A 24,494-nucleotide genomic window follows, 5' to 3' on the forward strand; every position below is an offset into this window, starting at 1 on the left:
CTCCGAAAACAGCCGATTGTCAAACCACGCACAGGCCGGTCATCACGATCAGTATGCCCTCGATGCCGTCACTCTCCCGCCTCCTCAGCCGCCTTCTCCGACGCCGCCTCAAGGCTCTGGAAGCGGTAGGACTCCAGGTCTACGGCCATTTTCTTGCTCAGCGGGGCCACGCTATATTCGTTGCCATGGATCCACGATCTGCTGGCTGTGTAGCCGTGGGCCTCAGCGATCCTCACAAGCTCGTCATGGGGTACGAGATACCAGGAACCGCGATCGGGAAAGGCAATCGCGATGCTGCGCCCCTGATACTTCTTCGCGATCGTCAGGCGGCTCTTTAGCTGCACCTTCTGAACGTCGTCCGTGGCCTCGCTATAGAGGATCAGGTCAATGCCAGGATCATAAACAGGCAGATAGGCCACATAGCCTCTGGTAAGGGCGAGGCTGATGAGCGCATTCCGGTTGATGACCTCGATCACCTCACCCCTGAACTTAGCCATCAGAAGGGTCGCCGACGCTCGGGCCCAGAAGCGCGCACTGCCTTGAAGAAGCTATTCAACACCTCGTCCGTGATCTTGAGGTGCTCGTGACTGGGCACTGCGCCCGGTTCGGCCATGGCCTTGGCGTCGAAGAGATCAGGTCGGAATACCCACAGCTCATCAGCCGACTTGCCCGCGCTGTGCTTAGCGACGTTCGTGGTCAGGCGGAGCGCCTTCAAGCCATCCTCATCCGGTGTCAGACCTTCTGCCTTGAGGTGAGCGATAGCGTCCGTCTCGGAGTAGTGATTGCACTTCAAGCGGCGGTTGAGTTCACGCTCCCAGAAGTGGTGCAGCGAGATCGTGAATGCCTCGCGAAGAATCTCCAGTACACCCTCCACGTTGGAGATCTGGTCGCCCGCGTGGTCGCCATGATCGAAGAGGACGTTACCCTCTTCGTCCTCCTCAACGAATGCGGCTTCGCCCCTCGCGACGGCCTCCTCCAGCTTCTTCCATTCTTGCTCGAGGCTCTCCCGTTCAGCATCGGACGTGGATCGAGCCGCCCTATAGGCGCGCTCCAGTTCGCCTAGACGGAAGTGGAACAGCCATGCCCAAATCTGCTGGGAGCGGATCTTGGGTGGTAGCGTCATTAGCCGTTCTGCCTCAAGTCGATGATCGAACCGCGTTCCTGATAATAGCCCACGGCGTGCTGGTACAGTTCCGGCTCCCTAATGCCGCACAGTTTGGAGTAGAATTCCATCAATGGGGTCATCCAAGTGACCTACGTCCGCTTCCGGAGACATCCGTAGCTCAACGGATAATCGGAATGGCTGTTAGCATCGTCACCGCCGCACCCCTTTTGAACGCCTTGCAATCAGCTCTACGTGAACATTTGTGGAACATCTAGGCATCCGCCTCTATACCGATTGATCGAGAGGGAACCGAGCCGCCTGTTGGTGGCCGGGGATCTTTCGAACCAGCGATCTACACGTGCCACGCGGGAGCGCCATATGGATCGCCTGGAAGCACTCATCGCGCCAGCTACGAGGTGAAACTAAGTGAATGCAGTAGAGATCATCCGAGCGAAAAGAGTGCATCTAGCTCGACTGGCCAACCAAGGAGGTGCCGCGGGAGAGATTGAGGCGATCGCTGCAGTCGCTGATTGGATACCGCGGCCGAAGGGCCTTGGGCTGAAGGTGTTGCTCGCCGAGTTGGCCAGGGCAGGAGTGAGCATCAAGCCGTCCAGCTTCGACGCAATTGCCGTTGCAAGCGAAGTGAATTTCCAGAGCCCAGAAAGCACCCGGCTGGCGCTGGAGAACATGGTCTTTATCGAGATAAAAGCTTCGAACCAAGAGCGGGTCAAACCGGGCTTCGAGGGGTTTTTCTTTGCCCTCACCGAAAGCGAGATTGCTGCTGCCGATCAGCTCGGTTCCCGCCATAGGGTAGCTCTATTCAATCGGCTCTCCGGCGAGCTACTTTTGACCAGCGTTCCTGAAATCTTACACCGGTCGAAGTCAATGACTTGGCAGCTTTCTGTCCAGCTTTGAGATTCTAAGCAGCTAGACGGGTCTAGATGGCTTGGATGGGCCGACCTCAGTCGGAGGAAGGAGGCACAGGCGCCTCCCCCGCCATCCCCGCATCCCCCTGCTGGGCACGCATCCGCTTGCCCAGCACATAGTCCGATCGCCGCGATCCGCGCTTGAGGCCGTAGCCGGTGACCTGGCGGCGCGCTTCGATCAGTTCGTCGCGCCCCTCCTCCTCCATCCAGCGGACGATCGTCTTCTTATGCGCATTATAATGCGCCTCGATCCCCGACCAGCCGACGCGGATGAACGTCTCGCGGAAATCGCGCGGCTTGGGGCGGTAGGCCATGGTCGTTCCGGCGGCAGGCATCAATCCTCCTCCATGATGATGTGCAAAACAGGCTGCGCGATCCGGCGGGCGATCCGGCCGGGCGATCCGGCGCGCGATCCGGCCGGGCCGGGGGCGCGCGCGGCGGTCATGCGGGGCGCCAATGGGTGATGTCGCCCGGATGCCGCCCCCGATGCGCCCAGACATAGTCCCCCGCCCGCCCCGGATGGTGCGAGACGGCCCCGCAGCGCAGCCGCACGCGGACGAGCCGATCGGGCGCCACCGGGCAGCGGCGGTCGTAATTGGGGATGAAATCCTCCGTCATGCGCGGCCCGATGCGATGCGGCGGCGATCGGGGCGGGCCGGCGCCTGATTTGCCGAACAGCCCGGCGCATGGCTGGGCGCATAGCTCGATCGGCGCTCGTCGAAATCGAGCTCGACCATGCCGACCCGGCCGGGAAGCCCCATGCGGACCTTCACCACCTTCACCATGATCCTGCTGCCGGCCAGATCGTCGCGATGGATGACGAGGCCATAATCCGCCTTGTTCGCGAAATGCGCCGATCCGGCGATGTCGTACAGGCTGGGCGGCCGGGGATTGCCGTCGCTCGCGGGCTTGCGCGGATGCGCCACCAGCCACACGGCGCAATCATAATTTTTGGCGAAGCGCTTCAGCTCGCGGATCGCGCGCGACGTATAGTCCGTCTCCGTCTCATTGGGCCCGCGCTGATGCTCTATCTCGTTCCAGGGATCGAGCAGGAGCAGGCGGATGCCGTCGCGGATCACCGCGATCCGGGCGAGCTCGATGATATAATCCAGCGTCAGCTCGGTCTCGTCGTCCACGGGCGAATGGGCGATGATCGAAAGCTTCTCAGCCATCAGATCGTCCGCGGGGCCGAAGCGATGCGCGCGCGGATCATCGCCATGGCATTGGTAGATCGCCGCGCGCATCCGGCTTTCCAGGATCGGCCGCGGCATCGTTTCGAACGAACCGATCGCCATCGCGATGCCCGCCTTCATCACATTGGCGAGCATCGCCATCAGCAGCGACGTCTTGCCATGCCCCGCCCAGCCCGCGATCACGGTGAAGCTGCCGGGGGTCAGCTGGAAATGATCGTCCAGCCCCGCCACGCCCACGGGCACCGACCGGAGCGCGGGCGGATCGGGAAAGTCGCTCAGCCGATAGAGGCCGCGCACCGGATAGGGCCGGGCATCGGCGATCAGCGCGGCGACGCCCGCCGCGCCATGCGCCAGCAGCACCTCGTTCAGATCCTTGCACCCGTCCGGATAGCGCAGGAACATGCAGCGTTCGGGCCCCAGCGCGCGCGCGAGGTCAGCCGCGAGCGCCCGGCCCGGCGCGTCGCCGTCCACCGCCAGGATGAAGCGCCCCACCCTGTCGAGCAGCGGCCGGGATCGGAACAGAAACTGATATCGGGTCGAATCCTCCGGCGCGTCCGTCTCCTCCGCCGGCGCGCCGTTGGGCACGGAGACCGTCCGGCCGAAGCCCGCGCTCATCGCCGCCAGCGCATCCCATTCCCCCTCGGTGATGATCAGCGGCTGATCGCTTTCCTCCAGCAGCACATCGTGGTTCCACAGCGACAGGGGCGCGCCCGCATCCATCCTGTGCCGCTTCTCGCCGGTCAGCCGATATTTGTGGTTCACCACCCGGCCATGCTCGACATAGGGGATCGCCAGCCAGGCCCCGCCTGCGTCGCGCTTCGTGAAGAGCCCCAGCCGCGCGGCGAGATCGCTCGAAATCCCGCGCGCCGCGATCCATTCCTTGTGCCGATCGTGCATCGTCATTGCGATATCCGCCCTGAAAACCGCAGCCATTGTGGCAAAAATAGGTGAAGCCGGCCGGCGTGATGCTGACCGACAGGCAGGGGTCGCGCCGGTTGCGCCGGGCGTGCGAGCAGTTCGGGCAGAGCGTCTTGTGGCTGCCCGTCCCATGACGGCGCAGGCGGATGCCGAGGTCTGCCGGGGTGACGGCCCGCGTCCGGGGCGGCCTCACAGCGTCAGCCTTTCCGCCTGGTCGCGCCGGCCCGGCTGGCGCCGGGAGTTGCGGACCCAGTTGCGCCAGGTCGCCTGCCAGTCGAGCTTGGTCGCGTCGCGGCCCGATTTGGCATGCCAATAATCGGTGAAGCTCGCGCCTTCCGTCCGCGCATCGGCATCGGACCATCCCCGCTCGTCCTGCGCCCAGGCGATCCAGTCGGCGGGCATGGCGAAATCGGCGGGGAGCCGGCTGGCGCGCTTTGCGGATGCAGCAGATTTTTCTGCTGCACTGTCCCTGTCCCCTGTCCCTCTCTCTTCACGCGTTTCATCTTCGCCTGCGAAACGCGTTTCCTCCGCCTCTTCCTCCGCATCGGGAGCGCGTTTCCGCGCGCGCCAATTGCGCAGCCGCGCGCGATCCTGCGTGCGCTTTTCGGTGAAGCGGCCGCGCCGGCCGAACGCCTCGATCGCCTTTTCCGCGATGACGGGATGGTACCAGCGATCGTCGCCGCACAGGATGAAGCCGTGCAGCGCCATCGGCTTCAGCCGCTTCCAGCGCGACCCGAGGCCCGAAAGATGCGCGAGCACGCGATCGTCATTGGGCAGGCTGGCGGCGGGGATCTGCAGCCAGGCCTTGCACCATAATGTCACCGCGGCCTTGAACGCCTCCCCGCTCGCAAGCGCCATCAGGTCGCTGTCGACCAGCCGCACGACATCGAGCGGCATGAAGGCCATGCCGCGCAGATCGCAATCGGCGGGCGTCATCGGTTCGGGCAGGCTCATTCCGCCTCCTTCTTCATGCGGGGCCTGTTCGGGCCGGGGATGGAAAGCGCCGGTCATGCCGCGGAAACCCCCGCGCGCCGCATCGCCCGCAGCAGCCCGTCCGTGCCGCGCCGGGCATCGGCCGGCCAGATATCGCGCGCGGCATCCAGATTCTCGCGCCGCTCGCGGGGAAGCGGCAGGCCGGCCTTGTGGAAATGCGGCGCCTTATGGCTCCGCCGGATCGCGCGCACGGTGCGGATATCGCAGCGGCAATGGCGCGCGATCCGGGCATCGTCGGCGACATAGCGGACCATCGCGCGAACCGTGTCCGCGGTGAAGGGATCGAGCGGCGGCATCAGCGCGCCTCCGGCTTGTTGGAGGCATTGAGGCCGGGCACGCGCGCGCCGCTCCGGACCGGCGCGATGCGGCGCAGGCGGGCATGGGTCCGGCGGAGCTGGCGCGCGGCCTCATGCTGCTCGCGCGCGAGGCTGTTCCGCTCGATCCGCGCGCGATCGGCATGCGGGGCGAAAAGCGCGCGCAGGAACCAGTCGGCCGGGTTCATAGCACACCCCCCGCCGGCGCGGCGCCGGATCGCTCCGGAAACAGGCCGAGAAACAGTCCGGGAAACAATCCGTTAGGCTGCGACATTAGCAACGCTCCTCATAGCGCGATGCGCCCCCGGCCCTGCTTTCGAGACGCGCGCTTTGCTGCAGGCACGGATCGTGCGGGCGGCCTTTGCCGGGCCCCCACGCGCCGGGGCGGCAGGAGATGAGCCAGCAGCCGAGCAGCAGCCCGGGCCGGACGCGGTGCGCGGCAAGAAAGCCGGCAAGGCCGATGAGGCGGACGAGCGCTTCGGCGATCATGCCGCGCGCCCTCCCGCTTCGGAGCCCCCTGCCCCGCCGGCCCCTGTCGCGGCGCCCCCAGTCGCGGCCACCCCAGCCCCGACCACCCATGTCTCGGTCGGAACCTTGCCGCCGGTCGCGGCCTCGATGCGGTGCGCCAGCGCGAGCGCCGGGCGCAGCCGGCCGGCGAGGATGCGGGAAATTGTGGGCACGCTCGTGCGGACGCGGGCCGCGAAGCCGCTTTGCGTTTCGCCCTGGGAATCGAGATAGTCTCTGAGCGTCATGACGCCTTAACTTGCGTATTGCGTAACTTTTGGCAAGCGCAATCTTTCGTATTGCGGCATGGAGACATATTTCGTCCTGCGTAATATCGCGCGCATGGCGACGAACGATCCGACGAACAGCCCGGCGAACGATCCGGCGGGCACCCTGCCGAACAATCTGCGCGCGATGCGGAAGCGGGCGGGGCTCAGGCAGCCGGCGATCGCGGAGGCGCTGGGCGTATCCGTGCCGCAGGTTTCGCGCTGGGAAACGGGCAAGGACGGCATTCCCAGCGCGCGGCTTCCCGCGATGGCCAATGCCTATCGGGGGACGATCGGCGAGATTTTCGGCGAGGAGGCGCCCGGGCAGCCGGCGGCGGCGGGCATGCCGGGCACGCCCGTCAGTGCAGAGAATCTCGAGGCGCTCTTAGCCGCTCTATTGCCGCTCGCGCCGAAAGGGCGTCTGTCGGATCAATCTCTGCGAGCCTTAGCCGCAGCTCTTTCATATGGTCTTGCGCTGCTAGGAGATCAGCTTGCCATGCCGGCCAGCCCGGATGCGATAAGCGTGGCTGTTCGCGGAGTAGCCGCTCGATTTCGCGATGAAGCCCGGCGATGACGGCCCGGCACATGGCGCAATCGAGATAGCAGGTCCGGCAGCCTGCGGTGCATTCGGGGCTGTCGAGCATCCTGCGCTCCCTCCCACCCATCCCGACTCGCCTCCTCCGGTCCGCGCCGCTTCGTTCTCGTTCTGTTCTCGCTCATCCTTCCTTTGTAGGAAAGCCGAATTTCCGTAAGGATCCGCCGCAACGGGGCGCCGATCTGGGGACTAGCTTGGGGATAAGTCGGGTATTCTGTGGATAATCAATCCGTTGCGGCGGCGGGATGAGACACGGGCTTGTGAGCAGCCCGGTGGATCGGGGCGGGCCGATCGGAAGTCACTGCTCGTCACCGCCCCTGCCCTTTGGACCAGCACTGGCCCCTTCAACGACCTTCGCCTGACGTCTCGCGAATACTCCCCCTCGCCAGAGCGCTTCGCGGAGATCGGCCTAAGAGGCAATCTGTTCCGACCATCGCCCCCGCGGCCACCGGATCGGCAGTTATCGCGGACAAGGCTCGCCTCGATCATATCGAACAGCAGCATCGTAAGCTCGCTGCGATCGATATGGAAACATTTGGTGTCTATTATACGGCACATGAGGCACTCGCCAACATAGATCATTATTTTTCGGTTAAATCTGTTGTCTACTTCGCAGACTCAAATAAGTCCGATGACCTCCATGAATACGGTTGGACCGTTTCGGCAAGGGCTACTGTCGCCATAATTGAGTCTCTTATGGATCATTACCAAAAATAACTGAATCCCTTCGCCTCTGCATGGAATATTTATCCATTGATTGCTTATCCGTGCCGATTTAGGGGAGGGAATTCACGGACTGCTCGATGCCCCGCCCTGCATGGGAGCGACCGGTTGGCGGCACCCGATCCGATCGATGCCATAAGCGCGGTAGGGCTGATCGAGCTGCTTTCGGCAGGCAAACGGGAAGACGACCACAACCGGCTTGAGTCGACTCCTGTCGATCGACGGTAATCTGAGCGAAGGCAGCTTTCCTCGCCTTCTATCCGAAAGCCGTCGATGCAAGCCGCAATGACGATCCGTAATATTGGCCTGGACAGGCAGAAGCGGACTTCGGCGAACTGTTGGACGAAGGGCTGATAACCACCACTCTTCCGCATCGCCGATGCGCATGCCGTGGGCGTGGACAGGCGCCAGTACAAAGGCTGACGGTACGCGACGCTGCAAACCGGACTTCATTCGGATTTAAGCTTTACGGGGAAGCACGACCGCAATAGCCCCGTTCAGCGGACCTTTCGTTCGGGGCGCGGGATCGCCTGCGATAGCTTGAGGAACGGCCCGCCCATATCGTCGGCAAATCAGCTGCTCAATTGAGAGAGGTAGCGAACTCGCTGCCCTTCGGTCAGCCCTGGTGAGCGCCCTGTCTTCCAAAGATCGATGAGCCCTGCATCCGGGAGGTGTCGATCCAGGAACGGCAGAACTTTTTCCCTGATAAGTGCCGTGATCTCGCATATTGCTCCCGATGCTTCTGTTGAATCATCCAGTTCCCACCACTTGTCCTGTGGGTCGGAAAGGAAGAAGCCGATCCGCTCATTCAGATGAGCATGGCTGCATCCCACCTTTTTCAGGTCCAGCCCTCGCTCTTGAAGCAGGCGACCCGAGACAATCCCGACGTTGATCGTGAACTGAATTGCTGCGCTATCGCTCCGCACGCTTCTTTGAAGCTCGATGAGCGCCAAATTCCCTTCGGAAAAGCGACGAAATTTCCGCCCCCGCTTCGAAAATCCAGCCGGTTGGAGCACCCTCTTGATAGCTTCGACAACGGCGCTGAACTGGCTCTCGACCGCCTCATTCGCCATCACCCCCTCCATAACCGTGAACGCAAGCCGATATCAGCAAGAGGGCTTCATCGAATCCGCCAAGCTCAACAGTCTCGATGCCCAGGCCTATATCGCTGATATCATCGAGAAGATCGCCAGCGGGTAGCCCGCGTCACGCTGGGGTGAACCCATGCCGTGGAAGTGGCGTCCTGCCGGTCAGATCGTCCGAGCAGCGTAGGGCAGAATATGATCCGTCGCAGACGCTCAACCACATCGCTGAGCAAGCGTCGGCCTGGGTCGAGAGGCCCATATGGCTGCGGTTTTAAGCATATATCCATTCGCATCATCGGGAGCCAAGACCATCAAAAAATCAGGGTCATCCCGAAGCTGTCCATGGGCAACCCCTGTGGCAGGAACAGTGCGCCTCGTCTCATGGCCATGAACAAGTCGCTTGACAGTGATTTGCATCCTGTACCGGCTGCGCCCGAGGAGGTCATTGTCGCCTGAAACGTAAGTATCGCCGAGAGTTCTCACTCTTCCAACTATGACAACCTCGTCGCAGCCATAGGCGATCGCTTCATTCGGCGATGCTGGCGCAGTTCCGCTCGGTGTTGAAAAACAAAATGCCAATGCGGCAATTAAGGGCGGGCGCATCACATTCATACCCAAGGCTAACCGACATAATGTCTGATATCCATCCCTGCTGCCTATTCCCGCGGTCTGCAGGTCACGCTTACGCGAAGCCTGGCTCAGCGATGTGCCCAACCGCATCGCTGAGGGGCACCCGGCGAACCGGGTATCCGAACCGATGCCTTGGAACAGGGGGTAAAATGCCCTTTGCCGTCGTTGCCGCTTATGCCGGACAGACCTCGTCAGTCCTGGCGGGCTCGCTTCGGCAATCTCGCCACAAGCTCCTTCACACCGTGAAAATAGGCCGACAGCCGCAGCGTCGAACCATCATGGAAGGTCAGTCGATACTCGCCGAGCATTTCGCTCTTCGTGACCGAACGAATGTCGGAGATGCGGCAAACCATCTCCCGCCCGAGGCTTGTTCGGACACGAAGTTCATTGCCCTTCCACATGATCGTCCGCCCGTAGCTGGTCCACGCGACGTAAATGGCCGCCATCCCAAATGCGAGGATGAGAATGACCGCATATGGCGTCTGTATGTCGGCATCCGGCCGCGAGGAGCCAACGAATAGGAAAATATAGCCGAATAACGCCGCCATCCCTGCGGATCCTGCAGTGGCGAAATTGAGTAGCCAGCCTGGCCGGAGCATTCTCCATCCCTCGATGATTGCCTGCGCCGGTTTCTGTCCTCGATCCGCCAGCGCCACGAGGGCGGCAGCTATAACCGCCCCGATCAGTCCACTCACAACTGCGCCCATATGCCGTCCTGCTCCCGCCGAAGCGGCATAGACATGTATCATCCGCTTTCCAGCCTGCGGCCGACATATCGTCTACGCTTCCGGGCGGACGCTTACGGAACGGCGAAGTTGGAGTGGTGAACGGTCCGGCGGCTTTCGGGGACGCAGCGGGCGATAGCTGCCGTCATCCCACGTCACCGGCTGTCCCGAAAAAAGATCGCGTCGAGGGAAAGCTGAACAATCGGCGTACCGAATCGACTACAGGTGAAGACCGAGAAAGGACGCGCCGGGAGCCGGATTGAATGAAATCGGCTCGGCCGCGACGAAACCGAAGGTCTTATATAGTTTGCGGGCGGAGACGGACTTCTCCATCACGTCGAGCCTCATCTCGCGGTAGCCGACGATACGAGCCTCCGCGATCAATCGGTCCACTAGGTCGTGACCCAGATGGCTGCCACGTGCGTGGGGACGGACATATAGGCGCTTCATTTCACATATGTCGGTACTGACTTTGCGAAATGCGATGCAGCCTTCGATTTCGCTGCCCCGATCCGCTAGCAACACGCATCCTTTGGGCGCTGCATATTTGCCAGGCAAGTTCGCGAACTCGGCGTCATTTCCCTGATAATCGAGATTGACTGGGGAATTAGCGATAAACTCACGCCAGATGCTCAGCACCGAAGCTGTATCATCGGGGAAGATCGCGTGCCTGATGATTGTCATAGCATGATTGCCTAGGCGGCGTGGACAAATTGCAGAGCGGTGATCGAGCCGTCTGGGCGCTGGAAATTAAGCTTTGATCCGCATGGGGTGCTTGGTGTTGCGCTTAATCCACGCATCTACTTCCCTGAGACTGTCAGGGTATGGCTCGGCATCGGGAAAGCTCCTGTAGCTCCAGAAGCGGAAGCCTGCGTCCCACAGCCTGCGAAGCTTTTCCCATTGCTCATCTTCGCGTTTTTTAGGCACGCGAAACGTGCGTCCCATTAGCGCGAGGGGCCTGCCGCATTCCGGGCAACCATGCTCTGTATCGCCTGCGCGTTTCCATGATTTTTGGCAGGTAAAACACGCGTGCGCGATGAGATAATCGGGGCCTCGGAAGTAAGGCCGCATTTGCGGACCCGGAACAGAGCGGTTGCCGATGGCTTTGCGCAACTCCATTCGATCGTGTTTTGTCATGGCCTCGCTCATTCCATGGAGAATGCAGGAACGAGTTAAAGTTCGCAATGCATGAGCAGGATTGACGCGGTGCCTGCTGGTTGATTCAAGGCTGCTTTTTGGAGGTAGGCTTGAGCAGGGGCGATCTCACCGAAGCGGAATGGCGTGTCCTGAAGGACTTGCTGCCGATTGAGCCTGAGAACCGGGGCCGAGGCAAAAGGCCTGAGCAGAACCGCTCGATTATCAACGGCATACTCTGGCGGCTTCGCTGCGGAGCGCCATGGCGCGACGTGCCGTCCAAATACGGTAGCTGGAACACGCTCTATCGCCGCTTCCGGCGATGGAGCGAAGCCGGGGTCTGGGAAACCGTGGCGGTGACGCTGGCTGAGATCATGGCAGACAGCGGCCATTACAGCATCGACAGCACCACAGTCCGCCTCTCCGCCTGCCTTCCAACGATGCTGCGCATCGTCGTAACCTTCTGGCAGGCTCCGCCCATGTCTCGGCAGCGGGCGGAAAAGGGGGACTCATCGACGCGCTCTTGGCCGCTCGCGGGGCGGGTTCACCAGTAAGCTTCACTGCCTGGCTGATGCCCTTGGACGACCGCTCGCCTTCCACCTGACGGGCGGCGAGGCAGCAGACTGCAAGGCATATGATGTCCTGATCGGATTGGCAGAGCGCACGCCGGACGCCCTGCTGGCGGACAAAGGCTACGATGCCGACGCCATCCGCGCCGACCTTGCCGAACGGAAAATCGAGGCTGTCATACCCGGCCGGTCAAATCGCCGAGTGAAGATCGACCACGACCGGGCGCTCTACAAGCAGCGCAACCGCATCGAGCGCATGTTCGGCCACCTCAAGATCAACCGCGCCATCGCCACCCGCTACGACCAACTGGCCAACAGCTTCCTCGGCATGGTCCATCTCGCCACTGCCAGATACTGGCTCAAATTTGTCCACGCCGCCTAGGATGAACAGCAAAAAATGGTCGTCAACCCAAGAGGAACCACAAAACCAATCCGCCGAAGATGAAGGGACCGAGGAGCGCGACTCCTCCACCGATCCATCCCCACTTTCGATAGGCGATCTCAACAGCGCCTTCCCAAAAGCCTTGGATAATTAACTCTACGAGCCATGCCATTTCTGGACGATGCCTTACCATCCAAATGTCGGCAATCGGGAAACGCATCGATGTTCAGGAGCGGCAAAAACTGGTCGTGAGCCGTCCGGCAGCTTTTGCATCCCGAAAGCCGACAGGCAGTCGGGGGGTGGTTAGCGGATATTGAGGAGCCTCCTCAGCCTCCTCAATGGGGCGCGCGCAGCTTTCTTATTGTTCGTGTGATTGTCAGCCCGGTCCCTGTCAGCAGAACGAGTGCTGCCGGCGGAAACTCCAAGATAATCAAGAAGCCCAAAGCTGATGAGTCCGATTCAGTGAGCCACGTCTGCGCCGCGATAGGCATCAACGCAGATGCAACCATGACGAGGCGCGGTTCGAACCGCCGGAGGCCATCATAGCGAAGCGCGGCGGCGCCCGGCGGCAGGCGTCGAAAGAGAGCGGGCGCCGGGCGGCAGGATAGAAAAGGCTCAGAGGGCGTTCGCCGGGGGATGGATGATGCCCCCTTCTTCGGTCTGAGCGGCTATCATGTCGCGATGGCGGCGATCGGCGCGGGGATCATCCTCGCCTACTGGATCCCGCGCTTCCTGTCGGGACGCGAACCCGCGGCCTCCGCGCTGCTGATCCTGATCGGCATGCTCATCTTCTCCTTCGTTCCCGGGATGCCCCATGCGATCGATCCGTCCGCGGCGCCGCGCCTGTGGGAATTGACCAGCGAGCTTACGGTGATCGTGTCGCTGTTCGGCACCGGCCTTCGCATCGACAATCTCTCCGACTATCGGCGCTGGAGGCCGACCGTCCGCCTGCTCCTCGTCCTGATGCCGCTCACGATCGGCGCGGTGGCGCTGCTCGGCTGGTGGCTGGCCGGCATGGGCCTGGCGGCGGCGCTCCTGCTTGGCGCCGTGCTGGCGCCTACCGACCCGGTGCTTGCCGGCGACGTGCAGGTCGGCCCGCCGACCGAAGGGGGCGAGCATCCCATCCGCTTCGCGCTCACCACCGAGGCGGGATTGAACGATGGCCTCGCCTTTCCCTTCGTGCATCTGGGGCTCATCCTCGTTGCGCAGGGCTTCGTTCCCGGCAGCTGGGGCCTGGAATGGTTCGCGCGCGACCTGCTCTACCGCATCGCCATTGCCATGCTGTCCGGGGCGGCGATCGGCTGGCTGCTCGGCAAGATCCTTTTCGTCCTGCCGCGAGGGAATGCGCTTGCCGAGACGGGCTCGGGGGTCGTCGCGCTCGCCGGCGTGCTCCTCTGCTATGGTGCGACCGAGCTGATCGAGGGCTATGGGTTCATCGCCGCCTTCCTGGCCGGGATCGTGCTGCGCCGCTCGGAAGCCCAGCATCATTTCCACGGCACCTTGCACGGCTTCAACGAAGCGATCGAGCATGCGCTGACCGCCCTGTTGCTGATCCTGATCGGCGGCGCCCTTCCGCGCCTCTGGCCCGAGCTCGACTGGGCGCATATGGCGATAGCGCTCGGCCTGATCTTCATCGTGCGGCCGCTGGGCGGCTGGCTCGCGCTGGCGGGAACCGGCTTCCGCCCGCGCGAGCGCTTCGTGGTGGCGGCCTATGGCGTACGTGGCATCGGCTCGATCTACTATCTCGGCTATGCCGCGAGCCACGCCGCCTTTCCCAATGAAGACCAGCTCTGGGCCACCATCGCATTCGCCATCCTTGTTTCGACGATCGTCCACGGGCTGAGCGCGGGGGCGGTCGTCGCGCATGCGACGGGCGAAGAGGCGGAGGCGCAGCAATGAGCCGGGGGGAGAGCTGCCGGCGCCGAGCCGCCCCGGCATCGGCGGCGGGAATCGCCTTGCATTGCGTGGGGAATCTCGCGGACATTGTCGCAGGATTGCCGCGCGCATTCCTTATTGTGCCGTGCCGACAGGAGAGAGAGCATGACCGATGCCAGGATGGACCGCCGCGAGCTTCTGACGGCCGGCGCGATGCTCTCGGCGGGGGCCGCGGCGATCGTGCCGACGATCGCCAGCGCCGCGCAGGCGGCGGCGCCGGCCGTATCGACGCCCTTTGCGCCGCAGCCCGTGCCGCTGCCGTTCGATCCGAAGACGATCGCCGGCCTGTCGGAGAAGCTGCTCGTCAGCCATCACGACAATAATTATGTCGGCGCGGTGAAGCGGCTGGGCGCGATCGCCGCCCAAATCGCCTCGCTCGATCCCGCGGCGGCGCCCGGCTTTCTGCTCAACGGCCTCAAGCGTGAGGAAATCATCGCCTGGAACTCGATGATCCTGCACGAGCTCTATTTTGCCGGCCTGGGGGCGCCGACCCGCCCCGGCAAGGCCCTGGCCGCGGCGATCGAGCGCGACTTCGGCAGCGACGCGCGCTGGCGCAGCGAATTCGCCGCGATGGGCAAGGCGCTGGCGGGCGGCTCCGGTTGGGTTCTGCTGACCTACAGCCACCGCGACGATCGCCTAGTCAATCAATGGGCGGCCGATCATACGATGACGCTGGCCGGCGCGACGCCCATAGTCGCGCTCGACATGTACGAACATGCCTATGCGATCGACTATGGCGCCAGGGCCGCTGCCTATGTCGATGCATATATGGGGGCGATAAATTGGACATCGGCCGACAATCGCTTCGCCAAGGCGGCTGCGGCATAGCGGCGCTGCGGCTTAGCGGCATGGCCTCGCCGCTCCGTGAAATGTCCGGCCTGATCCGTTCCGGGAAGCGGGGACCGCGTCGGGCTTCCAAGCGCCGCAACAGCAGCTTGGCTGATCGGGGAGCACAAGCGTCCATGATCGCCATGCGACGCACGGAGTGCGGCCTTTCGCGGAAGGCAGCGTCGCGCAGCGTGGCGGCTGCGGCTCGGCCCCTCGGGGATGAACCAGGCGCTGGCGCGGAGCGCAAGACGGACGCCATATCTTCACCTTAGCCGATAATGAGGTCGCTTCGCGCCCTAGTCGGCCGTTCTGGAGCTTTGGTCTAATTCCCGAAACCGGTCGTTCAGTCAGCTTTCAAAGCTTCGGCCGACTAAGACCCAATCCGGTCATTCAGCGCATCCGATGCGGATGTCCGCTCCTAGAAAAAGTTACAGTTCGCCTCCCGTTCGATCGCGTTCGGCAGCTTCGTGCCCATAAGGGATCCAAGCGTTGCCTGCTCCTTCCCGAAATCGGTCGTTTCGGTGGCTGGTTGGCGAGTGAATTCGCACGCATTGAGAATGTGCAATAACCGGTGCGAATGAGGTCCAAAGCTGGCGTTGGGCCGAGTGGCATTTCAGCGGTCGTCTGCCGATATGAGCTCGGATTTTCCGAAGCCGACCGCCCATCGCCGTTCTGATCAGCGACGGGCGGACGCAGTGTTTGTCATGCCGAGGTCAGGGCCTTGTCGAGCACATCCACGAAGAGATCGACATTGGTTTCAGTGAAGATCAAGGGAGGGCGAATCTTCAGGATATTGTGATTGGCGCCACAAGCGCTGATCAGCACGCCATTCTCGCGCATGGCATTGACCACGCGCGCCGTCCTGGCGCGATCCGGAGCGCGCGTCTCCCGATCGGCCACGATCTCTGCGCCTACGAAGAGACCAGCGCCGCGGACATCGCCCAGGCACTCATGCCGCACGGCCAGCGCACCAACCTGCTCGCGCAGATAGCCGCCAACCTTACGGGCATTCTCCATCACTCCGTCCCTTTCGATCACGTCGAGCACGGCGACGGCTGCAGCGCACGAGACCGTGTTCCCGGCGAAAGTGTTGAAATATCGGGTATTACGCCCGAATTCCTGCACAACGTCGTGCCTGGTCAGCAGCCCCGCGATCGGCTGCCCGTTGCCCATCGGCTTTCCGAGAGTCACGATATCGGGAACCACATCATGGCGCTGGAAGCCCCACATATGGCTGCCCGTCCGTCCAAAACCCGGCTGCACCTCGTCAGCTATGAAGATCCCGCCGGCCGCGCGAATTGCCGCCACCGCGCCCTGCAGGAAGCCCGGTTCATCGGGAAGAATCCCGTCGCTCGTGAACAGCGAGTCAACGATCAGTGCCGCGGGCTGGATGCCGTGGCGCTTGAGATCACCGATCGCCGCTTCGACATTCCGCGTGAACAATTCGCCAATATTCGGCCCCGCATGATAGACCGACGGCGCCGGGACGGTGCGCACATGCACGCCCAGATTGACCGACGTGCCGAGCGTGGGCGAAAATTGTGACACGGCATCGGTTATGCCGTGATAGGCGGTCTCGGTAATGATGATTCCCGTGCCACCCGTCCATGTCTTCGCGATTCTGTAGGCAAGATCGTTTGCTTCGCTCCCTGAACAGGTGAGCATCATGTGCGACAGCTCGTCGCTCACCGTTGCGAGCAGGCGCTCGGCCAGCTCCAAAATGGTCTCGTGCAGATAGCGGGTGTTGGTGCACAGCATCGCAATCTGCTTCGTCATCGCTGCGACCACCGCGGGATGGCAATGTCCGAGCGAGACCACGTTGTTATAAACGTCGAGATAGGCGCGACCTGCGGTGTCATACAGCCATACGCCTTCGCCCCGGACAAAATGGAGGGGCTTTTGGTACATGAGACGGTAGGCAGGCCCGAGCAGGCGATCGCGCTTTGCAATGAGCTGCGCCTCCTCCTCGGCGAGGTCTGCCTGACCGGGAATGAAGGCATTCACCGACGCAATGTCAGCGGTACTTGTCATTGCTTTTCTCCTGTGCTGCAAAATTGGAGCAGGCGACTGCGCGCCTCGTCCCGCGAAAGTTCGCCGAAATATTCGAGCCCGGCCCAGGCCGGCCCGTTGTTCCGCATGATATAGGCCCTGTTTTCGGGATAGCGGACGGCACGCCATTCGGTGATCAGCACCGTGATCATCAGCCGGGCCGCGATCAGATCGAACAGAATCTCCAGCTCTTCCCCGAGAAGCGGGATCACGTCATGATAGGCGCCGACGAGATCGGCGGCGCTCGCCAGCGGATCGTCCGAATGCGCCAATTGATAGGCGGCGGCCGTTGCGACTTCGCCGATCAACGGCGCCTTCACGATATCCCCAAAGTCGATAATGGCGGCTATGGCGTCGGTCTGACCCGGCACGGCGAGCACGTTGCCTAGATTAAAGTCGTTGTGGATCACCTGTGCGCGGAGCGAGGACAGCCGAGGAAGCGCAAGCGTCTCATAGTCTGCCATGAAGCGTGCGACGAGCTTGCGCCGACGGACATCGGCCAGGCCATCAATCATCCCCTTGAGGCGATGCGCGCTGGCTACGTTCCAGAGGATGTCGTGCTGCGAGGCCGGATGGGCAAAGCCGACAAGCGCCCGGTCGAGACGCGCGAGACATCGCCCGAGCGCGCGTCTTTGCGAGGCGGTGCGATCGGTCTTGTGGAGAGGCACGCCTTGCAGAAAGGTCAGCATCCGAACGATCGAACTTCGTCCATCCTTGAGGCTGATCCGTCGCTCGGAGCTTCCGTCCAGCGCCTTTACAATATGCGGCACCGGCAAATCCGGATCGCTTTTACCGATATGCTCGAGCGCGCTGGTTTGAAGATTTACGACATCCGGCGCCTCCGCCGGATTGAAAATCTTGAGAAGATATTGCCGGCCATCCGCAGCATCCATGCGGAAATTCCGGTCGCGCTCGCCTGAAAGCTCATATGCGCGCAATTGCATGCCGTAGAGCTGATGCGCCAACTCCTCGGCATCGTCTGCGCCAAGTTGCGGAGGGCGGGTTATTAGCGTTGCATCGATTAACATGTTGCTGCCTGCGAATTCCGAGCTTCAGCGATATCGAGGGGCATCTCGAAAACCGGCTCGTTCCTGTTCCGACCTTGCGGCCTGGGATCTTTTTCAGGGCAGGGAGACCGAATTGTCTGCTGAAATCGCCCTATTTGCTCTGCGGATCGCCTTTCGGTCGGACCTTCCGAGACGATCCTTGCGGCACGTCCCGTCGCGAAAAGGAACATCAGAAAACACCGCCCAGTCTTCGGCGCAGAATGCTGGACGTGCGCGCTGTGCGGCGTTTGGGCTATGGAGAAGATCAGAGCATCCCCAAGTCAGGCGGAATCGCCTTACGACTCGAAAAATGCGGAAAACAAAGAAAAATTAGAGCAGATTATGATTAGATCTGATCACAACCTGCTCTAGGGGTGCAGCAAGGCTGCGAAACGCAATAGAGGGCGGGCCGGGCGGGGATTTTTCCCGGATCAGCGTCAGGAGGATTCTTCTTGCCTGAAGTGCCGGTCTATGAAGTCCGACCTGTGCACGTCGAAACTGCGCACCACGAAGTAGCTGAAATATCTATCGACGAGGGAATGTTCGTCGACGATTTTCATGATCGTGTCGCGATAATGCGCGACTGACCGCACAATGAATTTAAGGATATAGTCGCAATCGCCGCTGACCCGCGAGCATTCGCATAGTTCGTCGATCGACCGCAGCTTCTGCTCGAAGCGAGATATGGTCGCCATGCGGCGATCCTGAAGCGTGATCTCCGTGAAGACGGTCACCAGCTCCCCGATCCCGGAAAGATTGAGCCGTGCACTATAGCCCGCAATATATCCCTCACGCTCGAGGCGTCCGATACGTGCCAAGCAGGGGCTGGCGGACAATCCGACCCGTTTGGCCAGGAGCGAGTTCGTCATCCTGCCATTTTGCTCAAGCTCAGCCAATATCTGGAGGTCGATCGCGTCGAGTTTCATGTCGTCCGATATAGCAGAAAGCTGTCCCGAATATTTGGCGAAATCGGGTATAGGCCCAGGCTCCGCACGGACGGACGTTCGCCCGCACGAAGCCGGGGCCGCCCGATTCAGAGGCCTAGCAGGCCGGGCAAGGCACTGAAGTCATTGATCCGGGTCACGCCATAATTGGTCGTGGTGGGCTCATGACCACGATCCACGAAAGTCTTGGCCATGAAGCCCAGATCATCCGCGGTCATCAGGTCGTAACGGGGACTGGAGGAGCAATGCATCATATCCTCAGGCCCGCAGCCCAGCCGATCGAACATATATTCGAAGGGCCGCATGAGCGGCTTGTAGGCCCCGGCCTCTTCCGCCGTGTAGACCGCATGGAATGGCACGCCGATATTGGTGACGCTGTAGGGGATCAGGTCGACCATCGAGTTCGACAGGATCACCAGCGGATAATGCTCCGCCACTTTCGCCAGCGCTTCGGGCACATCGGGATGCGGCTGCCAGGTCGGAATGGCCTCGTACAGCGCGATGGCATCTTCGTCACGGTAGGGGACATTATGGGTCTTGCAGGTGCGCAGGAGCGAATTGGCGACAACGTCGAAGAAGGGTTTCCATGCCCCGAGAACCTCGTCGAGACGATAGACGCGAAAGGAATCGCAAAAGGCGTCCATGCGCTCATCCGGAACACGATCGGCATAGAGACGGCGCGCGGTCGGCCCCATCTCGAAATTGATCATCGTTCCGTAACAATCGAAGCTGATATATTTCGGCCTGAACATGTGCGTCGCTACCCTTTCAAGTTCGTGGCTTGAGAAGCAGTAGGCACTGCGTTGGAGGGATAGCTGCTGCCGGCGCGGCCCGATGGAGGACATCCTTCCGTTTCAGCGGCGCCCGACAGAAATGTCATGGGTGGTCTGTGCGAAAGATGGCGTGACGAGCGAATCGGCTCTCCGGCGAGCGCTCGTCCCGATGGCCCGGCGGTCTAGCATTCGATGGAAAGCGGGCGGTTTTTGATGGGCGTGCTGGTAACGATGAACACGGAATAGGATTTAACGCCCAGATCCGCATTCCATATTTCTTCCATGACCCCGGCAGGCCCCTCATATCCCGGCGCCACGATCTTCATGAGATAATCATATTTGCCGTTGACCATGTGAAATTCGACGACTTCGTCGATCTGGCACACGGCGCGCTCGAAGCGGGATGCTTCATTCCTTCGGTGATTTTGAAGCGTGACCTCGGCATAGGCTGTTACGAAGTTTCCGAGTTTCGCGAGATCGAATCGCGCCTCATAGCCGATGATTACGCCGGCAGCTTCCATCCGCTTGACACGCACCAGGCAAGGGCTGGCCGAAAGGCCGACTGCGTCTGCTAATTGGATGTTGGTAATTCGACCATTGGCCTGAAGGTGTTTCAGAATCTTCAGGTCGATGCGATCAAGCTTCATGGTTCACCATATCGCATATTCGCAGGAAGCACCCTGCCAGCGTCACGCACGCTGCGTTATTACCCACCACGCCGCTCACAGATATTTCAGCCACCAGATATCCCTGCGGCGCTTCTTGAGGTTAGAGAACCAGCGGGTCGGAAAATAGAGCGGCACGATCAGGCCGAGATACCATAACCATATCCAGACGAGATGATCGACGCCGAAGAATTTGCCGTGGGTCGCTCCCCAGATCGCCATTCCGCCCTGATAGAGTAGCTGCAGCACATAGAGGTGGAGGAGATAGAAGAACATCGGCGCACCGCCCAGAATCGACAGCCAGCCCGATACCCGCCCGCCCTCGATCCGCTCGAACTGGGCGAGCAGTATGGCGCCGAGCCCCAGCGTCGGCAGCAGGAAAAGCAGCGAGGGTGGATATTTGGTGAGCGCCAGGAAGCTCATCACCGTGCGCACGCTGTCGTCCGGCACGACGAACCAAGGCTTGTCGCCATAGACGTTGAGACCGCGCATCAGGAAGAAAGCCGCGATCATTGCAAGGCCAAGCCCGATCAGCCTCCGCCGCCGCTCCGCCGCCTCCAGTGCGCCGCCAAACCACGGACCGATCGAATAGCCAAGCGCAATCACCCCGATCCAGGGCAGCACCGGATAGGTCGTCTTGATCGTAATGCCTGCCAACTCGAAGGCGCCGCGCTGGTGCAGCAGCGCCCAGGGGATATAGAAAGAGGCCTCCGGCGCAAGCTCGATCGGATCGAGCAGATTGTGCCCACACACGATGACGAGGCCGAGCGCCAGCAGCGCCTTGCCCGGCAGATGCAGCATGCCGGCGAGCGCAATCATGCAGAGGCCGATCACCCAGATCACCTGCAGCCAGATGGTGTCCGGCGGAAATTTTCCTGACCAGGCGAAGCCGACCAAGGTCAGCTCCAGGAACAGCAGGAACAAGCCGCGCTTGAGCAGAAAGGCCGATGTCTCCGCAGCGCTGTGCTTCTGCCCGTATAGCCAGGCAGACAGCCCGGTAAGCGCGACGAACACGGGCGCGCAGAGCTGGCTCAGCAGCCGCGTCGCGAACAGCGCCGGCATCACCGTGCGCGCATCCATCGGATCGGTCATCTGCATATGCTGGAAGAAGGTTTCGCGCACATGGTCGAGTATCATGATCACCATGACCAGTCCGCGCAGCGCATCGATGCTCATCAGGCGGGCGCCGGTGGCGGCGGTCTTGACGGGCAATATCCGGGCGGCCTCCGCATCGCCGCGATTGAAGCTGGAAAGGCTCGCCATGCTGGTCTCCTTGATGCCTGGATGCCTGGCGCGCGCACCCCGGCGCGACATCGGCATTGGCACATTCAGTGCTCCTGGCAGCCCAAAAAACTGCGCTTTCTCCCTTGCCGGCCAGCCCATTGTTACGAAATGCGAGCCCCTACCAGTATAAACTGCGGCGCCGGCCTTCTACACTGCGATCGCTTATGCGTGGGTTGAGGCCAGCCTCACCGGCCAAGCCCACCCTGGCGGCGAGGCCGGCGCTGAAAAATTCCGGGTTCGTAGCGACTTGACGAACTCGGGCTAGCGGCTTCCCCATCAGCGCCAAGCGGGAAAGGTGAAAAAGATTGTGCTGTCATGAGCAAGGAACTCAAACCGGAAAAGCTCGATCGGCTCGATTTCAAGATCCTCGCCTATCTCCAGCGCCATGGCCGGGTGACTAATGTCGCGCTGGCGGACGCCGTAGGACTTTCGGCAAGTCCATGTCTGTCGCGGGTAAAGCGGCTGGAAGAATGCGGCTACATCACGTCGTATGGCGCGCATATCGCACTTGAGAAGCTTGGCGATTATCTCATGGTGTTCACCGAGATTACGCTCAAGGACCATCGGGTCGCAGATTTCAATCGATTTATGACACGCGCGCGCGCCATGCCTGAAATCATTGAGTGCCACCATGTCAGCGGAGGTTATGATTATCTCCTGAAGATCGTTTCAAGGAGCGTCAGTCACTATCAGGAGTTGATCGAAGGTCTTTTGGAAAGTGATGCAGGGATGGAAAAATATTTCAGCTATATCGTTCTTGATTCCCCGATTGTCAGGAATGGCTTCCCAATAGGACGACTCTTTGGCCAAAGTGAGACATTGGATATCTAATATGGACTTTATTTTCGTTCTTGTTGCAAGCAGCCATGTCGAGCGGCAGGGGAAGTATAAGAATTACGCTCCTCGGTTGAAAAAGCGCGCTTCCAAAATATAAGCAAAGAGTCTCGTGCCTCGGATCGAAGTCTGCGCCTTCGATGTCCGCTTTTCGCGTTTTCTGTCTGAAAGCCGACAGTCCCAAAACGGCCACCCCCCGCCATCGACGCAAGCCGCGGCGGCGGCCGGCGTGGCTCAGAGCTTGGCCGCTTTCTCGCGGATCCGCTCCTCCTGTTCGGCAAGCTCGGGCGTCAGCACGTCGCCGAGGTCGGCCATCTCGAACAGCGGCCGGATCTCGATCTCGCTCGGGCCGGGCATCGGATTGGGGCAGCGCTTCACCCATTCGACCGCCTCGGCCATGTCCTTGACCTTCCACAGCCAGAAGCCGGCGACCAGCTCGCGGGTCTCGGCGAAGGGGCCGTCGATCACCGTGCGGCCGGCGCCGTCGAACGCCACGCGCTTGCCCTTCGAGGAAGGATGCAGCCCCTCCCCCATCAGGAGAATGCCGGCATCGGCCAGCTCCTCATTAAATTTGCCCATGGCCGCGAGCAGCTCGGTCGAGGGCATGATGCCCGCCTCGCTGTCCTTCGTCGCCTTCACCAGAACCATGACGCGCATCGTCTCGTCTCCTCTCCTCCGGGTGCAAGGATGCCATGACGGCCGCTTCGCGCCTATGAGGAATGATAAGGGGCGCGGCCGATCTCACCGATAGAGGTGGGAAACATCCTGCTTCAGCCCGTGGAGGCGCACGATATGCCTGCCGTCCCATATCGGCGCGGCGATCAGCCGCATCCAGCGGCGACCGCCCCGGGCCGGGCGGATTTCCGCATCGAGCGTGAAGCCGCGCCCATGCTTGAGCGCATAGGCGCGCAGCCGCTCCATCGCCGCGCGGGATTCCTCGCAATAGAGCGCGACCGCCTCGGCGCGGGACACGCGCGCATCCGGCGGCAAGCCGAATATGTCATGGACTTCGGCCGACCAGCGCAGCGCATTGTCGCGCAGATCGCATTCCCACAGGCCGATGCCATGATCCGCGAGCGCGCACCGATCGAGCGGCGCAAGGCCCGAGCCGCGCCACGGCAAGGCATCGCAGCCATAGGCCAATCCGAGATTGAAGCGCTGTCCCCGCTCGAAGATCGGCCAGCTATGATAGAGTTGCAAGGGTTCGGTCCGCTTCACCGATATCGCTCCCCCTGCTCCCGCACCCGGCCCATGGCGCCCGCATCTGCTCCGTCATCGCATCCGGCAGCGAGCGCCGCGCGGGCCGGTCCATTGCGGCAGCATGGCATGACGGCACCCTGTCCGCAACGACCCGAACGCGCCGGCCGGCCGAAAGCCGAACGGAGAGCGGCTCGGAAGCGGACAGACTGAAATCCCCCCTCTTCAGCCCTTCACTGCGCTTCAGCGCGGCGCGCCCCGAAAGTCTCATATGGGTGGTTAGCGGTCCGTCCGCTCCATGTTTAATATCGCAAAAAGCCGACGTAAGGGTATCCGAACAGTCGGAGACCTGTTCCGCATGTATGTCCTGCTTATCATAGTCGCGATGGTGGCCATCTTGCTCCTACCCATCGGAAAATCGGAGCGACATTCGCCAGGCGACTGGCGTGTCGGCGCAGCATTCGCCGCCTTTGTTGCCACGCTTGGGAGCAGCCCGATAATCAGCGCATATCTTAGCGCGGCCTGGGGTGCGAAGTTGGGCACAGCAAGTCTGTTCAACTTCCTTTGGGTAGGCATCGCTTCCTCTCTACCCCTATCCTTGCTCTGCGCGAGGGCCTTTGGCCGTCAAACATATGCGGCCTACTTGGCCTACGTAGAGCGCAGTAGCCGGGCAAAGATCCTTACTCTTGTGGCGATCTGGGCCATCGCATCCACGATTGCCTTTGCTTATGGGTTCGTCCTTCTGTCCTAGGTTCGGAGCAAGGCACACCTGAACTAGGGTCGGCTATTGGGAAAGCCGATTGAACGCAATGAACGGCGACAAATGGTCGTGAGCGGTCGGGTAGAAGGGTGGTTCTGAGACGGTCCGCTTCCGAGC

27 protein-coding genes and 2 pseudogenes are annotated in these 24,494 nt (G+C 61.7%); 7 read left to right on the plus strand and 22 right to left on the minus strand.

From position 1 onward, the window contains the following. Window positions 1-68: 68 nt before the first annotated feature. Window positions 69-497 carry a hypothetical protein gene (locus tag CLG96_RS05965; RefSeq protein WP_107966967.1) on the minus strand — a complete coding sequence of 143 codons (429 nt, stop codon included), beginning with the start codon at window positions 495-497 and terminating at the stop codon, window positions 69-71. Beyond that, window positions 497-1,123 (minus strand): hypothetical protein, encoded by a 627-nt coding sequence (locus tag CLG96_RS05970; RefSeq protein WP_107966968.1) that lies wholly within the window; start codon window positions 1,121-1,123, stop codon window positions 497-499. Before CLG96_RS05970 ends, CLG96_RS05965 begins: the two co-directional genes overlap by 1 nt. 408 nt (window positions 1,124-1,531) lie before the next feature. On the opposite strand from CLG96_RS05970, the gene CLG96_RS05975 reads away from it, so the two are divergent. Further along, complete coding sequence (locus CLG96_RS05975) at window positions 1,532-2,020, plus strand: hypothetical protein (protein ID WP_133175361.1); 489 nt, start codon at window positions 1,532-1,534, stop codon at window positions 2,018-2,020. A gap of 46 nt (window positions 2,021-2,066) precedes the next feature. On the opposite strand, the gene CLG96_RS05980 is transcribed toward CLG96_RS05975, so the two are convergent. From CLG96_RS05980 to CLG96_RS18660, 8 genes are all read right to left on the minus strand, one after another. After that, window positions 2,067-2,366 (minus strand): hypothetical protein, encoded by a 300-nt coding sequence (locus CLG96_RS05980; protein ID WP_107966970.1) that lies wholly within the window; start codon window positions 2,364-2,366, stop codon window positions 2,067-2,069. A 106-nt stretch (window positions 2,367-2,472) separates the two neighbouring features. Further along, window positions 2,473-2,649 carry a hypothetical protein gene (locus CLG96_RS18650; RefSeq protein WP_165799546.1) on the minus strand — a complete coding sequence of 59 codons (177 nt, stop codon included), beginning with the start codon at window positions 2,647-2,649 and terminating at the stop codon, window positions 2,473-2,475. Beyond that, the gene (locus CLG96_RS05985) at window positions 2,646-4,127 is read right to left on the minus strand and encodes a bifunctional DNA primase/helicase (protein ID WP_165799547.1); all 1,482 of its coding nucleotides are present in this window, start codon (window positions 4,125-4,127) and stop codon (window positions 2,646-2,648) included. The genes CLG96_RS18650 and CLG96_RS05985 overlap by 4 nt, the downstream gene beginning before the upstream one ends. Before the next feature lie 204 nt (window positions 4,128-4,331). Beyond that, on the minus strand, window positions 4,332-5,096 hold the full coding sequence (locus CLG96_RS18960) for a DUF1376 domain-containing protein (RefSeq protein WP_207796603.1): 765 nt from the start codon (window positions 5,094-5,096) through the stop codon (window positions 4,332-4,334). Between the two features lie 53 nt (window positions 5,097-5,149). Next, entirely contained in the window at window positions 5,150-5,431 is a 282-nt protein-coding gene (locus CLG96_RS05995) for a hypothetical protein (RefSeq protein WP_107966972.1), read from the minus strand. Continuing rightward, entirely contained in the window at window positions 5,431-5,637 is a 207-nt protein-coding gene (locus CLG96_RS06000; protein WP_107966973.1) for a hypothetical protein, read from the minus strand. Before CLG96_RS06000 ends, CLG96_RS05995 begins: the two co-directional genes overlap by 1 nt. A gap of 85 nt (window positions 5,638-5,722) precedes the next feature. Then, complete coding sequence (locus CLG96_RS18655; protein WP_165799548.1) at window positions 5,723-5,938, minus strand: hypothetical protein; 216 nt, start codon at window positions 5,936-5,938, stop codon at window positions 5,723-5,725. Beyond that, entirely contained in the window at window positions 5,935-6,201 is a 267-nt protein-coding gene (locus CLG96_RS18660; RefSeq protein ID WP_165799549.1) for a helix-turn-helix domain-containing protein, read from the minus strand. The genes CLG96_RS18655 and CLG96_RS18660 overlap by 4 nt, the downstream gene beginning before the upstream one ends. Window positions 6,202-6,259: 58 nt before the next feature. Here CLG96_RS18660 and CLG96_RS06010 point away from each other — a divergent pair, with 58 nt between their 5' ends. Beyond that, on the plus strand, window positions 6,260-6,793 hold the full coding sequence (locus CLG96_RS06010) for a helix-turn-helix domain-containing protein (RefSeq protein WP_107966975.1): 534 nt from the start codon (window positions 6,260-6,262) through the stop codon (window positions 6,791-6,793). 1,316 nt (window positions 6,794-8,109) lie between these two features. On the opposite strand, the gene CLG96_RS06015 is transcribed toward CLG96_RS06010, so the two are convergent. Beyond that, window positions 8,110-8,553, minus strand: coding sequence for a DUF4304 domain-containing protein (locus CLG96_RS06015; protein ID WP_243395674.1), 444 nt, complete (start codon window positions 8,551-8,553; stop codon window positions 8,110-8,112). Between CLG96_RS06015 and CLG96_RS19130 the strand changes: the two genes are divergently transcribed. After that, a complete protein-coding gene (locus CLG96_RS19130) occupies window positions 8,480-8,737 on the plus strand; it encodes a transposase domain-containing protein (protein ID WP_243395683.1) in 258 nt (85 codons plus the stop codon). The genes CLG96_RS06015 and CLG96_RS19130 overlap by 74 nt on opposite strands. Window positions 8,738-9,443: 706 nt before the next feature. On the opposite strand, the gene CLG96_RS06020 is transcribed toward CLG96_RS19130, so the two are convergent. From CLG96_RS06020 to CLG96_RS18485, 3 genes are all read right to left on the minus strand, one after another. Next, a complete protein-coding gene (locus CLG96_RS06020) occupies window positions 9,444-10,001 on the minus strand; it encodes a hypothetical protein (protein WP_133175363.1) in 558 nt (185 codons plus the stop codon). 195 nt (window positions 10,002-10,196) lie between these two features. Next, window positions 10,197-10,661 carry a GNAT family N-acetyltransferase gene (locus CLG96_RS06025; RefSeq protein WP_107966978.1) on the minus strand — a complete coding sequence of 155 codons (465 nt, stop codon included), beginning with the start codon at window positions 10,659-10,661 and terminating at the stop codon, window positions 10,197-10,199. Between the two features lie 66 nt (window positions 10,662-10,727). Beyond that, window positions 10,728-11,114 carry a hypothetical protein gene (locus CLG96_RS18485; RefSeq protein ID WP_133175364.1) on the minus strand — a complete coding sequence of 129 codons (387 nt, stop codon included), beginning with the start codon at window positions 11,112-11,114 and terminating at the stop codon, window positions 10,728-10,730. 110 nt (window positions 11,115-11,224) lie between these two features. Between CLG96_RS18485 and CLG96_RS19445 the strand changes: the two are divergent. The 3 genes and pseudogenes from CLG96_RS19445 to CLG96_RS06045 all read left to right on the plus strand — a co-directional run bounded on the left by CLG96_RS19445 (window position 11,225) and on the right by CLG96_RS06045 (window position 14,825). Then, a pseudogene (locus tag CLG96_RS19445) lies at window positions 11,225-12,062 on the plus strand (IS5 family transposase). Window positions 12,063-12,698: 636 nt separating this feature from the next. Continuing rightward, window positions 12,699-13,961 (plus strand): cation:proton antiporter, encoded by a 1,263-nt coding sequence (locus CLG96_RS06040; protein ID WP_107966980.1) that lies wholly within the window; start codon window positions 12,699-12,701, stop codon window positions 13,959-13,961. Between the two features lie 141 nt (window positions 13,962-14,102). Then, entirely contained in the window at window positions 14,103-14,825 is a 723-nt protein-coding gene (locus CLG96_RS06045) for a superoxide dismutase (protein ID WP_107966981.1), read from the plus strand. A 702-nt stretch (window positions 14,826-15,527) separates the two neighbouring features. Here the strand turns inward: CLG96_RS06045 and CLG96_RS06050 are convergent. The 6 genes from CLG96_RS06050 to CLG96_RS06075 form a co-directional block, all read right to left on the minus strand. Further along, window positions 15,528-16,856 carry an aspartate aminotransferase family protein gene (locus CLG96_RS06050; protein WP_107966982.1) on the minus strand — a complete coding sequence of 443 codons (1,329 nt, stop codon included), beginning with the start codon at window positions 16,854-16,856 and terminating at the stop codon, window positions 15,528-15,530. Then, window positions 16,853-17,902 (minus strand): phosphotransferase, encoded by a 1,050-nt coding sequence (locus tag CLG96_RS06055; protein WP_107966983.1) that lies wholly within the window; start codon window positions 17,900-17,902, stop codon window positions 16,853-16,855. Before CLG96_RS06055 ends, CLG96_RS06050 begins: the two co-directional genes overlap by 4 nt. Window positions 17,903-18,357: 455 nt before the next feature. After that, a complete protein-coding gene (locus tag CLG96_RS06060; RefSeq protein WP_207796604.1) occupies window positions 18,358-18,846 on the minus strand; it encodes an Lrp/AsnC family transcriptional regulator in 489 nt (162 codons plus the stop codon). A gap of 107 nt (window positions 18,847-18,953) precedes the next feature. Continuing rightward, window positions 18,954-19,616, minus strand: a complete 663-nt coding sequence (locus CLG96_RS06065; RefSeq protein ID WP_107966985.1) for a haloacid dehalogenase type II — start codon at window positions 19,614-19,616, stop codon at window positions 18,954-18,956. 203 nt (window positions 19,617-19,819) lie between these two features. Next, window positions 19,820-20,284: an Lrp/AsnC family transcriptional regulator gene (locus tag CLG96_RS06070; RefSeq protein ID WP_107966986.1), complete on the minus strand. Its 465-nt coding sequence runs from the start codon at window positions 20,282-20,284 to the stop codon at window positions 19,820-19,822. Window positions 20,285-20,359: 75 nt separating this feature from the next. After that, entirely contained in the window at window positions 20,360-21,565 is a 1,206-nt protein-coding gene (locus CLG96_RS06075; protein ID WP_107967261.1) for an acetyltransferase domain-containing protein, read from the minus strand. Window positions 21,566-21,901: 336 nt separating this feature from the next. Between CLG96_RS06075 and CLG96_RS06080 the strand changes: the two genes are divergently transcribed. After that, window positions 21,902-22,417, plus strand: coding sequence for an Lrp/AsnC family transcriptional regulator (locus tag CLG96_RS06080; RefSeq protein WP_107966987.1), 516 nt, complete (start codon window positions 21,902-21,904; stop codon window positions 22,415-22,417). A gap of 312 nt (window positions 22,418-22,729) precedes the next feature. Here CLG96_RS06080 and CLG96_RS06085 read toward each other — a convergent pair. Beyond that, window positions 22,730-23,077 (minus strand): annotated as a pseudogene (locus tag CLG96_RS06085) (YciI family protein); the annotation flags it as partial. An 84-nt stretch (window positions 23,078-23,161) separates the two neighbouring features. Beyond that, on the minus strand, window positions 23,162-23,638 hold the full coding sequence (locus CLG96_RS06090) for a hypothetical protein (RefSeq protein ID WP_107966989.1): 477 nt from the start codon (window positions 23,636-23,638) through the stop codon (window positions 23,162-23,164). Between the last annotated feature and the right edge of the window lie 856 nt (window positions 23,639-24,494).

The organism is Sphingomonas oleivorans (genome assembly GCF_003050615.1).
Taxonomy (GTDB): Bacteria; Pseudomonadota; Alphaproteobacteria; order Sphingomonadales; family Sphingomonadaceae; genus Sphingomonas_H; species Sphingomonas_H oleivorans.